Origin of the sequence: Mesorhizobium sp. M1252, assembly GCF_040318265.1 — a bacterium.
Taxonomy (GTDB): domain Bacteria; phylum Pseudomonadota; class Alphaproteobacteria; order Rhizobiales; family Rhizobiaceae; genus Mesorhizobium.
Window position 1 is genome coordinate 148,044 of the sequence record NZ_JAMYLX010000004.1, and the last position, 14,851, is coordinate 162,894.

Here is a 14,851-nt window from a genome sequence, read left to right on the forward strand (position 1 = left end):
CGGTTCGCCGGAATCGCCGCTCAAACCACCTGAATCAATCCCTCAACGCCTTGATTCAATATCTCAGCGTCAGCGCTCCGGGCAGGATCTCAAACGTCGCGGGTATACGCCCCGGCGACTCGCCATCTATGTCGACCAGCGCGCCGTTCTTCTCGACATCGCCGATCGGTTCGACCACCACTTTCCGGCCACGCAATATGGTGATGGCCGGATGGTTGCGGTGCCGGCCGCCATAGAGCAGCCGAATATCCCAGATCAGCTTCAGCTTGCCAGCCGCGCGCAGGATGACGATGTCGAACTGGCCGTCGGCGAGTTCGGCGTCCGGGGCGATCATCATGCCGCCGCCGAAGAACTTTCCGTTGGCGACCGCCACCAGCGCCATGCGCGCCTCGACCGGGGTGCCATCGTCGACGGTGATCCGGACATCCTGGAAGCGGTAGCGGATGAACTCGACCACGGTGCGCCAGAAAAACAGCGCCTTGGCCGACATCCTGCCCTTGCGCTTGTCGGCATTGACCGCACGGTCCGTGGCGCCGGACAGGCCGAGGCTGGCGATATTGATGAAGTGCCGGCTGGCCAGCGCGCCATGGTCGTCGATGTAGCAGATGCGCCCGGCATCGACCTTGCGCGCCTTGGCTTCGGCGATCCGCTTCAGCACCGCATCCACCTCTTTCGGCAGCCCGAGCCCGCGCGCGAAATCGATGCCGGTGCCGCAAGGCAGCAAGCCAAGTTCGGTTGTCCGGCCGCTCTCATCGAATGCCTGCAGCAATCCGTCGGCCACCTCGCTGGCGGTGCCGTCGCCGCCGGCCGCGATCACCAGCTCGAAGCCGCTTGCCGCGAGGTCGAGCGCCAGCCTTTCGGCGTCGCCCTCGGCCTGCGTCTCGCGCAGCTCGAATTCGCCGAAATGCTTTTTCAGCGACGCAGCCACCTCCGGCCAATGCCGTTTCAGCCGGCCGCCGCCGGCAATCGGATTGAGCACCACCCCGACTTTCAATGCGTACCCTCCCCGCACCGAGCCGATAGGCTCGATGCTTTGCCGGCATTGAAGCCCGCGCCAGCCGGCGGAGCAAGGGGCACAGCCGATCAGGCGCCAAAAAGCGGGCGGGCTGTCTAATGCAGCTGGAGTCGAAATTCCGAGCTTTGTGGCAAACGATCCCCGATAATCCCGTTATCCACAGGCTCACGCCCATTCCCCAAAACCCTTACCCGGCGTAAGTTTAGCCCATCTCAGGCGGCTACCGATCGCCACGCCGAAAGGCAAAGCGAAAAGGCGGATTTCCTGAGGCCCGTACGGCCCGAAGCGAGAGCAGGCTTGCCTGTTCGAGGGACGGATGCCGAGACCTACGGGGCCGCGGAAAGCGTGCGAACGCCAACGGCGGACCGATGCTGCCATGAAGGACGGCGAAAACCTTCGATGGCGCGCCGAACGAAGCTCGCAAGGGTGGAGAACGGCGTGGTCTGGAACGGGCACTGCCCTCGGGCGGTGACTGGCAGGACCGTCAAAATCAAGGCCGGCATGGCGCGACGACTTTGCGGAAGTTGCTGCCGCGACCGTGTCCTGATCTGACAGGGAGGCGCTGGGAGAAATCCCGGCGCCGACTGTCTTTGGGCCAAGGGTCCGGTCGGCGAAGCGACGCGTAAGAAGCCGATACTTTGCTGGAACGCGATTTCGGCGCTGACGGCACCATCTTCATCACCAGGCGCGGTCAGCAATTCACCGACATGATCCCGCGCCTGATCGACAGAGGCGTGTCCTTCGTCGAGATCGGTGGCAACGACGCGATCATGCTCACCGTGCTTTCGGCGGCAGACTTCGCTCCGCCCGAAGGCGCCCGGGCGCTGTTCAGCCAACCGTTCCGATCGATCCGGCCACCCGTCGCACCGGGCTGATCGTCGCCGTGCGCAAGCTGCACATCGTGCTGCCGGCGCTGTTCGAAGCAGGCGCGAGGCTGGAGCGCGTCTACAACTGAAGCCGCGCCCTGCACCGCGGCCTGCCCGGCGGGCCAAGCTACTTCTTCGGGCCGATGCCCGGGATCAAATTGAGGCCAGCGTTTATATATTCCGGCCGTATGGCGCCGCTGATGAGCGTGAAGGTGGCGAGCATGATGCTGGCCAGCGCACCGTCATGCCATGGCCTGAGGGCCAGCGCGTTTACGGCATAGGCCCAGAATGGGAAGGCGAGCATCGACATGACGATGTTGGCTCCCGGAGCCTCCGCATTGTCGGCTGAATCGCTGACCGATTTCAGATACACCGGCGTCATCGCCAGCGCGACGATCAACATGATCCATGAAATGGTCCAGACGCTGATACCGGCCATTTCAATCTTATAGATGGCTGCCTGCACCTTACCCGGAATGTCCCCCGGATTGCCTTTGGTCTCTTCCGCCACCGCATCGGTCAACGCCTTGGCAACCGGCTGCTCAGTGGCATTGACCAGGATGGAGTTGACGAAGATGAAAAATGCCACGACTTCGGCAGGCACGTACTTCGCCACCCGGTCGAGATAGCCGTCGCCGCCTTTCGATCCTTGATCTTCTTGCTTGTCATCGTCGACGCCGAGCGGAGCATCGCCTGGAATGCCCTCGAGCGTTGAATCCCTTTTCGGCACAGGCTCAGCGGACCGAACAATTCTTCCCATGACAAACCCCTCCTATATTGTTGTATCGCCCCGTGAGTATCGTAGTAGAAAACCGGGCCAAGAAACAGTTGTCGCGGCCATAGCCAACAAGATTTATTCAGGCTTCTTCCTGCAAATGCATCACGCTCCCGCCCTATCTGCTACCGGGTGTCTCGAAATCCACCTATAGTGAGCCGTACCCGAAAAACGCATCCCCCGGCTCATCGCGTGATCGCGGCCAAAATCCCGCCTTGTTCGCGCGCGATGGAAGGACTGGCTGCCGGGGGGGCAATCCGAAGGACAAGACCGTGATCAAGACCGCCCTTGTCGCCATGACCATTGTCGGCTGCGACTGCGACGCCAAGCTTTGCGAATATATCGGCGAGACGCCGGCGAAGTGGGCGACTATCGCCGACTGCGAAGCGGCGATGAAAAGCCAGATGCTGCACCAGAAGAACTTCGACTATCCGCTGGTCTCTGGCATCTGCCGCAGCAAGGGGTCGGCGTCTTCTTCGCAACTGGCGGCGGCCGCATCCCGCCCGGAACTGAAGCCGGCCAGCCGGAATGTCCAAACCCCGTTGCCGCCGGAACTGAGCCATCGGCCGAGTGTTCCCGTCGGCTCCCCGACGACGGCCATGGAGGCAGCAGCGGTACGGCCCGTCGCCTACGAGCAAGTGGTCGATGGCGGAACAGGCGTGCTCTACCGCACCAGGAACGGCTACGCCGTGGTCAAGACAGATCTCGGCCGCGTCGCGTCGGCAACGGTCGGCATTGCCAAGCGGTCCGCGAACTGGCTGGCAGGGCTGGTGCCGAGCGGGTTGTGAGCGGCCTGCCGTTCGGACCATACCACGCTGTCGCACTGCCGTTGAAAACTCCAGATAGATGCATGATGGTGTCAGGCATCGACACGCAGGAGCGCCATTTCATGAAGCATGCAGTTCGAACCGTGCTGTCCCTGGTGCTGGCCTTGGCGCCGATTCCGGCCGGTGCGCAGGATTCCGGCCAGGGCGGCGACAAGGTTGTAGGCGTCGCCAGGGACGATCCGGAAATGGCGGCGGCCATTGCGCAGGCGCGCGCCAGCCTCGATGAATTCCTGTCCTTGTCGGATGCGCCGCCAGCCGGGACAACCAGCTACAAATTGAAGGTCGAGGTCAGGGACGGAGACGCCTCGGAACATTTCTGGATCATCCCCTTCCACAAGACCGCGACCGGCTTTGCAGGAACATTGGCCAATGAGCCGCAAGCGGTGCACAATGTCGTGGCCGGCCAGGAACTCGAATTTAACCGGGACGATATTTCCGACTGGGGCTACACCAGAAACGGTCGCCAGGTCGGCAGCTTCACCGTCTGCGTGATGTTCAAGACGATGGCGCAAGAAGATGTCGAATATTATCGCCAGAACTACGGCTTCGACTGCTGAGGCGCGGCGACATGAAAGGGGCTGAATATCCCGGCGAAAAATGGAACGTCGTATCGGCGGCCGATGCCGGATGGAACGTCGATCTCCTCGCCGAGGCGAAAGCAGCGGCACGGCAATTTGGTTCGATAGCGTCTGTGGCCATCCATCGCGGATCTGTCGTCGCATCCAGCGGTTCGGCCTCGAAAAAAGTCGTCATCCGCTCGGTCCGCAAAAGCCTGCTGAGCGCTCTAATCGGCATCGAGGTCAAGCGCGGACGCATTCGTCTGGACAACACGCTGGGCGAGCTCGGCATCGATGATGTCGCGCCGTCGTTGAGCGAAGCCGAAAAGCAGGCAACAGTCGGCGATCTCATCAAGGCTCGGTCCGGGATTTACCACCCGGCGCTCGCCGAATCCGAACAGATGAAAGCCAACCGGCCCGTCCGCGGCAGCCACCCCAGGGACAGCCACTGGTATTACAACAATTGGGACTTCAACGCCCTTGGCACCATCTATGAGAGGGCAACCGGCCGCTCCGTTTTTGACGGCTTCCATGCCGACATCGCCGTCCCGCTCGGCATGCAGGATTTTCACCCTGACGACGGCGCGTATTTGCGCGGCCCCGAATCGGAGCACCCCGCCTATCATTTTCGCATGACCGCGCGCGATCTTGCCCGATTCGGCCTTCTGTACCTGCGCAAAGGCAGCTGGCGCGGCACGGAGATCGTGCCGCGGGCGTGGATCGAAGACAGCACAAAGGCTTATTCGATCACTCCAGACGGAAGCGGCTATGGTTACATGTGGTGGACGACCGGCCGTGATGGCGAAGCCCAGTCCGAAGCCACCGTTCTTCGCAATGCGGATTTGCCCAGGGTTCGCTATTTCGCCCATGGCGGTTTCGGTCAGATGATCGGCGTCTTGCCGGCAGCCGAACTGGTAGTCGTCAACCTCGCGGTCAGCCGCTCCAGATCCGCCGAGGAGCAGCGCAGGCTCGGCGATATTGTCCGCCTTGTCGCGAGAGCCGCACCCGGATGAATGGCGGCTTGTTGCAATCGGGAACTGCCTAGCTTGCGGCCGCCTCGCCATCCGTCGCGCCGATCTTGCGCACCAGCGCCGCGGTCGCCAGGATCGCGCCCATATCGGCGATCATCGGGGCGATGTGCTTGGTGTAATCGAGTGGCACGGAAATGGCGGGCAGTTCGAAGAAATTCTTCGGCTGCGGCAAGAGCAGGAAACCATCGCTGCCATTAAGTGCCACCCGCGCCGGATCATCGCGCCATGTCTCGTGCAGCCATTTCAGCGCCTGCGCCAACCGGCCGCTCACCAGCGGCTGCGCGGCGGCGACATTGTCGGTGCGAAATTCGTAGTCGCCGTCGAGCAGCGGATCGCCGCTGGACAGTTCCTGCATCTTGCCGGCGAAGATGCCGCGGAAGAAACCGACCACCGCGTTGCTGCGGCGCGTCGCGACCAATATGCCGGGGAACGGCGCGATCGTCTCGAACGCAACGATGACGCCCTTGAAGACCGTCGACGAGCCTTTGCCCGAACCTTGGCGCAACTCCGCCTCGTAGAGCTCGAACGGAAAATCCTCGTAGCGGCCTGACACGATGTCGTCGAAGCTCTGCCGGTTGAAGGCGCCGACCACGGCGCGCGGCAGCCGGTCGAAGGAATTCGGCGTCACGCTGTGCTGATAGCGCACATCCCTGATGAAGCCGAAGATGATCGGCAGCAGCGTGTCACGGAACGATTGCTGCAGCCGCGTCGCCGGCCTGATCGCCAGGAAGTACAGCAGCAGCGCCGCGAAGAAACCGCCGACATAGAGGAACACATGCGGCGTCGAGAACCATTGCTCGTTCAAGTCGGCGACCTTGTTGAACAGCCAGGCCACCAGCACGACAAAAACCAGCAGCAGCCCCAGAAACACCGGCACCCGCCAGCGCACCTGGCGGCAGGCCGAAGCCCGTCCAGCCTCATAGATCTCGATATTCTTCCTGATGCCGGCGACCACCGCTTCATCAGGCATGAACTCAGCTGCTTCCATCGCCCCCTCGCAAAGTCCTATTATACCTATGATAACGGGAAAGTTGTCAGTCGCCAAAGATCGCCTTCAGCCTGGCCTGGACCTTGCCCTTCATCCGGCCAGTCAGCGCCTCGACCGGAACCAGCCGCTCATGCCCGCCTGCGCGCAGCCGCATGAAGGGATGCATCCGGTACCCGGCGATCGCACCGCGCATGCCGAGATCTGCGCTGACATCGACGACGAAAATGCCGGCGATGCGGCCGGGCCAGGGCTGCCGCGCCAGCGCCGTGCCGAGGAAGTCGCCAAGCCCGTAAGCCACGAGCGTCTTGCCGACCCATTGCACCGGCTGCACGACATGGGCGTGGTGCCCGGCAATCAGCCCCACGCCGTGACCGGCCAGCAACCTCGCCAGCGTTTGCGTTTGCGGCTGCGGAAAATGCCGGAACTCCCAGTCCCAGTGCGGCACCGCACAGGTGAGATCGATGTTCTTGTCGGCCGCGCCTCTCGGCCATGCCGCCGGATCGCCTTGCATCGAGACAAGCTCGGTGAATGGCCCGGCGTCACCATTGCGCCACAGTGTGAAGGCGGCAAAGCCGATCGTCAGCGGCCCGGCCTTGACCTGCTCGACCGGCCCTTTTTTCGCGGTGCCGATGGTGCGGATGCCAAGCCGCTTCAGCGCCGCAGCCGTCTCGTCGAAACCGGCGACGCCCTGGTCGAGCACATGGTTGTTGGCCAGCGACAGCACGAGCTTTTCACGCGCGATGCCTACGGCGGCAAGCGCCGCGGCAAGAAACCGCTCGCTCATCGCATGGTGAGTGCCAAGCCGCGTGCCAAACGCCACGCTCGGCCGCTCGACGACCGGACTTTCGCAATTGCCGATCACCAGATCGGCTGAGCCCAAGAGCTTTGCGATTTCCGGATCGCACTCCGGCGCACTACGGTTGGCCACCGCCGAAATATCGCCGACAAAGGCCAGCCGCACCTTCCGCCCCGGCGGCGGATCGATGATCGTCGTCGCCGCCCTCGGTGCGAAATCCCTGACATCGCCGCCGAGAGATGGTTTCAGGAAGCGCGGCAGCCATGACAGTTTGTAGGAAAGCGGATAATTCGACACGCGACGCCCAATCGTTTGCCCAATCGGTTAGCTTGTGTAGACGGTCTGCCCGGGAAGTGTCGACCGTCAGTCCTTGAAACACTGCCGCCGGCAGACACGGCGCCAAATGCGTGTAATGTCTGCGCATCGCATAGTGGAGGGATGAGATGACACGTTTTGCAGGCCTGCTGGCGTCCGCCCTCCTCCTGTTGGTGCCTTTATCTTCGGCCCGCGCCGCCGCGCCCGAAGCGGCAACCGCTTTGTTCGAGGCCAAAACGGTGACCGAGCGCAACGCCGCGCTTACCACGCTCGAGGCTGCAGCCCAGGGCGATCCGGCGTCAGCCTATGCCGCCGGCGCCGGCGAATTCTTCACCGCGCTGGAAATCCTCGCCGGCGGTCTGCACCGCCACGGGTTCGAAAGCCCGCAATCCTTCATGCTGCCGCTGATGCGGCTGCCGATTCCGGACAATCCCAATCCCGAACCGCTGACCTATGAGCAGTTCCGCGCCATTCTGGTCGCCTTCCGCGACCGGCTGGAGACATCCGCGGCCACTCTGGGCTCGGTACCCGCCGATGCCGATATCGGCATGGTCGTCGACCTCACCCATGCCGGCATCGATCTCAACGAAGACGGTGCCATCGCGCCGGATGAAAGCATGGCCGCGATCATGGCCTCGCTGTCGCGCGGCGGTATCTCGTCGGACGGCGCCGCTCCCTTGCTCACATTCCGCTTCGACCGGGCCGACGGTTTCTGGCTGCAGGGCTATGCCGAATTCCTGATGGCGCAGGCCGATTTCTGGCTGGCGCATGATTTCAGGACCATGTTCGACGGCTCGTTCCACATGCTGTTCCCGCGCGCCAAACTGCCGCTGCAGGACGTTCTGGTGCCTCCCGCCGGGGACATGGGGAGCAGCATCTTCTCATCGGAATGGCGCATCGCGGATTTCATCTCCATGGTTCACCTCGTGAACTGGCCGGTGGTCGAGCCGGAGCGCCGTCAAGCGGCGCGCCGCCATCTGCTCGAAATGATCCGGCTGTCGCGCGAGGACTGGAAGGCGATCCGCGCCGAGACCGACAATGACCGCGAATGGCTGCCGGGACCGCAGCAGAAGGGCGAGAACCCGCTCACCGGGCTCGAAGTCGGCGAGGAGCAGGTCGAGGCCTGGCTCGCCACTCTGACCATGGCCGAAGACCTTTTGGAAGGCCGCAAGCTGCTGCCGCATTTCCGCATCACGGCCAGCACCGGCCAGGGCATCAACATGAAGCGTTTCTTCGAAGAACCGAAGCCTTTCGACCTAGTGCTGTCGATTACCGGCCCGGCCATCGCGCCCTACCTCGAGAGCGGTGAGATCGTGACCAGCGGCGAGTTCGACCAGATCCAGCGTCAGTTCGGTGGCGGTGGGTTTTTGACCTTCGCGCTGTGGTTCAATTGAGCAGGAGGCCCGGCTTTGCGTGACACAGCTCCTGACACCCTTGTGTCAGGAGCTTCGACCCGCTTAGTGTCCCTTGCCACTGCACTCTTTCCATTTTGGCGGACTCTGCCCATATTTGGGGCATGGCCAAACTTCCCGAGAAAAAGACACCGTCTCCGGCGGGTGACAACAGCGCTTCGCTGCCCAAGCGGCGCAGCCCGTTGACCGATTTCCTCGATGCTTCGGAGCCCTTGCACAAGGGTGGCTTCGCCGAGGCGCCGCAGGCTGACTTCACCGGCACGCCGCTGAGCGGCTCGATTGCCGACTGGGCCGAGCAGATCGAGCAGGAGGCCGAGAAGGAAGGCCGTCTCACCGGTAAGGGCGATGGCAAATCACCAAGGTCCGCGAAGAAGATCCCGGAGCGGTCCGCTGCGCCCGGCCGCAGTTCGCGCGGGACCTCGATGGGTGGCGCGGCAACGGCGCGCGAGCGCACCGCCGCCGGCCTCAACCCGGTCGCCGGTCTCGACATCTCGCTGGAAGACGCCGAGACGATGGCCTCGGGCAGCGTCACCGCGACGGTCGCGGCGCTGTCGGCGCTGATCGAATCCGGCAACCCGCTGCACAAGGACGGCGTGCTGTGGACGCCGCACCGCCCTGCCCGCCCGGAAAAATCCGAAGGCGGCATCGCTATCAAGATGGTGTCGGATTTCGAGCCGGCCGGCGACCAGCCGACCGCCATCAAGGATCTTGTCGAGGGCGTCGATAACAATGACCGCACCCAGGTACTGCTCGGCGTCACCGGCTCCGGCAAAACCTTCACCATGGCCAAGGTGATCGAGCAGACGCAGCGCCCTGCCTTGATCCTGGCGCCCAACAAAACGCTGGCCGCGCAGCTCTATTCCGAGTTCAAGAAATTCTTCCCAGACAATGCGGTGGAGTATTTCGTCTCCTATTACGACTACTACCAACCGGAAGCCTACGTTCCGCGCACCGACACTTTCATCGAGAAGGAATCCTCGATCAACGAGCAGATCGACCGCATGCGCCATTCGGCGACGCGTTCGCTGCTCGAGCGCGACGACGTCATCATCGTCGCCTCGGTGTCCTGCATCTACGGTATCGGCTCGGTCGAGACCTACACGGCGATGACCTTCCAGATGCAGATCGGCGATCGGCTCGACCAGCGGGCGCTGCTCGCCGACCTCGTCGCCCAGCAGTACAAGCGCCAGGACATCAATTTCGTGCGCGGCTCGTTCCGCGTGCGCGGGGACACGATCGAAATCTTCCCGGCGCACCTTGAGGACCGCGCCTGGCGCATCTCGATGTTCGGCGACGAGATCGAGGCGATCACCGAATTCGATCCGCTCACCGGCCAGAAGACCGGCGAGCTGAAGAGCGTCAAGATCTACGCCAACTCGCACTATGTGACGCCGCGTCCAACGCTCAACCAGGCGATCAAGTCGATCAAGGAGGAGCTCAAGCACCGGCTGGTCGAGCTCGAGCGCGCCGGCCGCCTGCTGGAGGCACAGCGGCTCGAACAGCGCTGCCGCTTCGATCTTGAGATGCTGGAAGCCACCGGCTCCTGCGCCGGCATCGAGAACTATTCGCGCTATCTCACGGGACGCCAGCCGGGCGATCCGCCGCCGACTTTGTTCGAATATATCCCGGACAATGCGCTGGTCTTCATCGACGAAAGCCACGTCACCGTGCCGCAGATCGGCGGCATGTATCGTGGCGACTTTCGGCGCAAGGCGACGCTGGCGGAGTATGGTTTTCGCCTGCCCTCCTGCATGGACAACCGTCCGCTGCGCTTCGAGGAATGGGACGCCATGCGACCGCTCTCCGTCGCGGTTTCTGCGACACCCGGCGCCTGGGAGATGGAACAGGCCGGCGGCGTGTTCGCCGAGCAGGTCATCCGCCCGACCGGCCTGATCGATCCGCCGGTCGAAGTCCGCCCGGCGAAAAGCCAGGTCGACGATGTCGTCGGCGAAATCCGCGACACCACGGCCGCCGGCTACCGCACGCTGGTCACCGTTTTGACCAAGCGCATGGCCGAAGACCTGACCGAATATTTGCATGAGCAAGGCGTGCGCGTTCGCTACATGCACTCCGACATCGACACGCTGGAGCGCATCGAGATTCTGCGCGATCTCCGCCTCGGCGCTTTCGACGTGCTGGTCGGCATCAACCTGCTGCGCGAAGGCCTCGACATTCCCGAATGCGGTTTCGTCGCCATCCTCGACGCCGACAAGGAGGGCTTTCTGCGCTCCGAGACGTCGCTGATCCAGACCATCGGCCGCGCCGCCCGCAACGTCGACGGCAAGGTCATCCTCTATGCCGACCAGGTCACCGGCTCGATGGAGCGGGCAATGGCCGAGACCAACCGCCGCCGCGAAAAGCAGATGGAATGGAACGCGGCCAACGGCATCACCCCGGAATCGGTGAAGTCGCGCATCTCCGACATTCTGGACTCGGTCTACGAGAAGGACCATGTCCGCGCCGACATCTCGCAGTTCACCGACGGCGCCGGCGCGATGATGGGCAACAATCTGAAGGCCCATCTCGACGCCATGGAAAAGCAGATGCGCGACGCCGCCGCCAATCTCGACTTCGAGAAGGCCGCCCGCATCCGTGACGAGATCAAGCGGCTGCGCGAGATGGAACTGTCCATCTCGGAAGACCCGCTGGCCAAATACGCTGACATGGAAAGCCCGGTCTCGGGCCGCGAGAAGGGCAAGCACAACAAGGGCGTGGCCAAGCACCGTACGGCTGAGGAACAGGAGCGTTTCCGCAAGTTCGACGACGCACGCGCGGCTGAAGAGGCGGCCAGGGCTGCCCGGTCCAACCTCTTCCGCAAGCCGGCGCTCGACGAAATGGGTGCCGAGGGCGCCGTGCCGGTGAAGAAACCGCTATTTGCCAAGCCGTCGATCGACGATATGGGGCCTGGTACCGACATGCCGACACCGTCAGGCGCGGTGTCGCGCTCGCTGTTCAAGAAACAGTCGGCGCAGGAAGCGCACGGCTCCGACTTCGGCATTCCGGGCGGCGCCACCAAGCCACTGTTCAAGAAGAATTCGCTCGACGAGATGACCGTGCGGCGCACGGAAAAGCCGGTCGAAGGGAAAGTGCCGGCCAAGCCCCAGCCAATCTCCCCCCGAGTGGAGGAGATGCCCGGCAGGGCAGAGGGGGGCGCGAAGGAACGCGACGATTCCCCAAAGCCATTCGTTCGCCAGCGCGCCGGCATCGGCTCCTACGAAGACCCAGGCGACGCCCGCCGCGAAAAGCGCCGGCCGGGCAAGACGGGACGGCCGGGGAAATAGCACCTCTTTCCTTCTCCACTTGTGGGAGAAGGAAAGAGCGCTCCACCACCGCCGCATCCGTCGCCCACTTGCCTCCACCCCCGCCTTTGGTGTAATCGCTCCACACACTCAAAGTTTTGTCTTGAAAGGAGGGCTGCGTGTCTATCGATCACCATCATCAGCGTGGCCCGATTTCTGCCCTGCGAGTTCGCTTGCAGGGTTGACCAGGGACATTACGGGTTTTTTCCCGTTTCGATTTTTTGGTCTGCCTTTCGTGGTGCGCAAAGCTGAGCCTGATGGCCGGCAAGCACACCGTCAAAGTGCATCCGGAGTTGTCTCCGGCGAGACCAGAGAAATCACAATGGCCCTGATCAGCCTCAAATCCCTCGGTGTCACCATGAGTGCGCCGCTGTTTTCCAACCTCGATCTCACCATCGGCACCGGCGACCGGCTCGGCATCGTTGCCGCCAATGGCCGCGGCAAGTCGACCTTGCTCAAATGCCTGACCGGCGCGCTGGAGCCGACCTCGGGCGACATTTCTCGCACGCGCGGCCTGCGTGTCGGCCATGTCGGGCAGTCGGTTCCGCCTGCCCTTCTTAGCCGCACCTTCCATCAGGTGGTGGCCGATGCCTTGCCGGCCGAGCAGGCCGACAGCGAGATGTGGCGCGTCGATGTGGTGCTGGATTCGCTCGACGTGCCCGAGCCGATGCGCGAACGGCCGATGCAGGCGCTGAGCGGCGGATGGCAGCGGCTGGCGCTGATCGCCCGCGTCTGGGTCACCGATCCGGATGTGCTTTTGCTCGATGAGCCGACCAATCATCTCGACCTCGCCAAGATCAGCCAGCTGGAAAGCTGGCTGATCGCGCTGCCCCGCGAGGTGCCGGTGGTCATCGCCAGTCACGACCGCGCCTTTCTCGACGCCGTCACCAACCGCACGCTGTTCTTGCGCCCGGAGGACTCGCCGGTGTTTGCACTGCCCTATTCCAAGGCCAGGCAAGCGCTCGACGACCTGGACGCTTCGACGGCGCGCCGGTTCGAGCGCGACATGAAGGTGGCGCAGCAGCTGCGCAAGCAGGCCGCCAAGCTCAACAACATCGGCATCAATTCCGGAAGCGACCTTTTGACGATGAAGACCAAGCAACTCAGGGAACGGGCGGAGAAGCTGGAAGACGCCGCGGTATCGGCGCATCTCGAGAAATCGGCCGGCGCGATCCGACTGGCCAACCGCGGCACCCATGCCAAGGTGCTGATTACGCTGGACGACGCCGCGGTGGAAACGCCGGACGGCATGCTGCTGTTCAAGACCGGCAAGCGCCACATTTGCCAGGGCGATCGCATTGTGCTGCTCGGCCGCAACGGCGTCGGCAAGTCGCGTTTCGTCGATCTGATCCGCAACGCCATCGCCGAGCCGGACACGGTGCCGAACGTCAAGGTGACGCCGTCGACGGTGCTTGGCTACAGCGACCAGGCGCTGGCCGGCATCAGTGGCGACGACACGCCGCTGGCCCTGGTCTCGCACCGCTACGATGTCGGCGAGCAACGCGCCCGCTCGCTGCTTGCCGGCGCCGGCGTGGTCATTGAGATGCAGGAGAAAAAGATCGGTGTGCTGTCCGGCGGCCAGAAGGCGCGGCTGATGATGCTGGCGCTCAGGCTCACCCACCCCAACTTCTACCTGCTGGACGAGCCGACCAACCATCTCGACATTGACGGCCAGGAAGCGCTGGAGGAGGAACTGCTCAAGCACCAGGCGAGCTGTGTGCTCGCCTCGCATGACCGCTCCTTCATCCGCGCCGTCGGCAACCGCTTCTGGCTGGTCGACAAGCGGAAGCTGACCGAAGTCGAAGACCCCGAGGATTTCTTCCGCTCGGTGGCTGAAACGGTGGGCTGAGGAACTACCACCATGGGCCGCACCGTGTTGCGGTCCATGCTTTCGCATCTCCCGCAAATATTTTCAGCGTTCTGTCGGATCGGCTGAACCTGCTGCGTCCTTGGGATGCCGACACGATGATGCCGGCTTCATCTGAGGAGAACGCATCATGTCCATTTTGTCATCCATAGGCCGCGTCGCCGCCCGTTACGCACAGAACCGCGCCCGCTATCGCAGCGAGCGCGAGCTTCTGGCCCTGCCGATCGAACTGCGCAAGGATATCGGCTGGCCGGAAATCCTCATCGACGCGCAAAACGGCCCGCGGATCTGCAGGGCGCCCTGACCATGCGGTCGGGAAAAATTGATGCAGGCCGCCGCGGGGCGACCGTTGCTCAGTCATGCGTATCGCCCGACAGCGGCGTCGCCTGCATCGATCGACGCTTTTCGAACGCCTCGAACCAGCGCGTCAGCCGCGCCCGCGCGCGAAAGGACGGCAGCTGGCGGAACGTCATCCAGGACAGCGTGGTGGCAAGCGCTATGTGGCCGACATGGAGCGATGTCTCGTCGTCCAGCGCGCTTTCGATCCAGTCATAGCTGGCCTCGATTTTTTCCCGGTAGCCTTCGGCAAGCGCTGCATAGCGCAACTGTTCGGGCCGCCTTTCCGTCTCCCAGCGCAGGCCTATGCCCGTCTGCGCCAGGCCTTGGGCGACCGCCTGCAGCCGCAACGCCTGCCAGCGCGCTTCGCCGTCCTGCGGCAGCAATTTGCGGCCATCATGCAGCGTATCGAGATAGGCGCAGATGACATCGGAATCGAAGAGCGGCGACGCATCCGGCCGCAGCAGCACCGGCACCTTGCCGAGCGGGTTTTCGGCGTAGACACGGGCATTGCGCAAGGTCGGGCTGGTCTCGTGATGAATGACCTCGAGCCGGTCGGCAAGCCCGACCTCATGGGCGAAGACGAGCGCCTTGCGCGCAAAGGGCGAATGGGTCTGGTAATAGAGGATCATTGTCTCAGCGGGTTGGAGAAGCAGTCCCCTTTTCTAGCCTGCTCATACCGAGGATTGCGCTCTGATTGGGCGCCGCCGACGCAAGTTCATTTCACCCCAAAAATCGCATCGGCCCAGAAAATCGCATCAGACATG

The 14,851-nt window shown here is 63.4% G+C and carries 13 protein-coding genes; 8 read left to right on the plus strand and 5 right to left on the minus strand.

All coding sequences use genetic code 11. The annotated features are described in order from the left end of the window. Window positions 1–55: 55 nt before the first annotated feature. Complete coding sequence (locus NKH22_RS09915; protein WP_023689702.1) at window positions 56–994, minus strand: diacylglycerol/lipid kinase family protein; 939 nt, start codon at window positions 992–994, stop codon at window positions 56–58. Window positions 995–1,653: 659 nt separating this feature from the next. Here NKH22_RS09915 and NKH22_RS09920 point away from each other — a divergent pair. Further along, window positions 1,654–1,890 (plus strand): hypothetical protein, encoded by a 237-nt coding sequence (locus tag NKH22_RS09920; protein WP_023683739.1) that lies wholly within the window; start codon window positions 1,654–1,656, stop codon window positions 1,888–1,890. A gap of 118 nt (window positions 1,891–2,008) precedes the next feature. Here NKH22_RS09920 and NKH22_RS09925 read toward each other — a convergent pair whose 3' ends face one another. Beyond that, window positions 2,009–2,641: a hypothetical protein gene (locus NKH22_RS09925; protein WP_155923215.1), complete on the minus strand. Its 633-nt coding sequence runs from the start codon at window positions 2,639–2,641 to the stop codon at window positions 2,009–2,011. A gap of 287 nt (window positions 2,642–2,928) precedes the next feature. Between NKH22_RS09925 and NKH22_RS09930 the strand changes: the two genes are divergently transcribed. From NKH22_RS09930 to NKH22_RS09940, 3 genes are all read left to right on the plus strand, one after another. After that, window positions 2,929–3,444 (plus strand): hypothetical protein, encoded by a 516-nt coding sequence (locus NKH22_RS09930; protein ID WP_023672002.1) that lies wholly within the window; start codon window positions 2,929–2,931, stop codon window positions 3,442–3,444. 101 nt (window positions 3,445–3,545) lie between these two features. Further along, window positions 3,546–4,040, plus strand: coding sequence for a YegJ family protein (locus NKH22_RS09935; RefSeq protein WP_023823423.1), 495 nt, complete (start codon window positions 3,546–3,548; stop codon window positions 4,038–4,040). A gap of 11 nt (window positions 4,041–4,051) precedes the next feature. Beyond that, on the plus strand, window positions 4,052–5,053 hold the full coding sequence (locus NKH22_RS09940) for a serine hydrolase domain-containing protein (protein ID WP_023823422.1): 1,002 nt from the start codon (window positions 4,052–4,054) through the stop codon (window positions 5,051–5,053). Between the two features lie 28 nt (window positions 5,054–5,081). Here NKH22_RS09940 and NKH22_RS09945 read toward each other — a convergent pair whose 3' ends face one another. Together NKH22_RS09945 and NKH22_RS09950 are read right to left on the minus strand one after the other, a co-directional pair. Further along, window positions 5,082–6,059, minus strand: coding sequence for a DUF3137 domain-containing protein (locus NKH22_RS09945; RefSeq protein ID WP_023741083.1), 978 nt, complete (start codon window positions 6,057–6,059; stop codon window positions 5,082–5,084). A gap of 46 nt (window positions 6,060–6,105) precedes the next feature. Next, window positions 6,106–7,152, minus strand: a complete 1,047-nt coding sequence (locus NKH22_RS09950) for a CapA family protein (protein WP_023741082.1) — start codon at window positions 7,150–7,152, stop codon at window positions 6,106–6,108. 146 nt (window positions 7,153–7,298) lie between these two features. On the opposite strand from NKH22_RS09950, the gene NKH22_RS09955 reads away from it, so the two are divergent. The 4 genes from NKH22_RS09955 to NKH22_RS09970 all read left to right on the plus strand — a co-directional run bounded on the left by NKH22_RS09955 (window position 7,299) and on the right by NKH22_RS09970 (window position 14,052). Then, on the plus strand, window positions 7,299–8,564 hold the full coding sequence (locus NKH22_RS09955; RefSeq protein WP_352909460.1) for a hypothetical protein: 1,266 nt from the start codon (window positions 7,299–7,301) through the stop codon (window positions 8,562–8,564). 122 nt (window positions 8,565–8,686) lie between these two features. Then, a complete protein-coding gene (uvrB, locus tag NKH22_RS09960) occupies window positions 8,687–11,863 on the plus strand; it encodes an excinuclease ABC subunit UvrB (RefSeq protein ID WP_023821589.1) in 3,177 nt (1,058 codons plus the stop codon). Between the two features lie 340 nt (window positions 11,864–12,203). Continuing rightward, window positions 12,204–13,730 (plus strand): ABC-F family ATP-binding cassette domain-containing protein, encoded by a 1,527-nt coding sequence (locus NKH22_RS09965; protein ID WP_352909462.1) that lies wholly within the window; start codon window positions 12,204–12,206, stop codon window positions 13,728–13,730. Window positions 13,731–13,878: 148 nt separating this feature from the next. Further along, window positions 13,879–14,052, plus strand: coding sequence for a hypothetical protein (locus NKH22_RS09970; RefSeq protein ID WP_023672009.1), 174 nt, complete (start codon window positions 13,879–13,881; stop codon window positions 14,050–14,052). Between the two features lie 49 nt (window positions 14,053–14,101). Here the strand turns inward: NKH22_RS09970 and NKH22_RS09975 are convergent, their stop codons facing one another. Continuing rightward, window positions 14,102–14,716: a glutathione S-transferase family protein gene (locus NKH22_RS09975; protein ID WP_023728227.1), complete on the minus strand. Its 615-nt coding sequence runs from the start codon at window positions 14,714–14,716 to the stop codon at window positions 14,102–14,104. Between the last annotated feature and the right edge of the window lie 135 nt (window positions 14,717–14,851).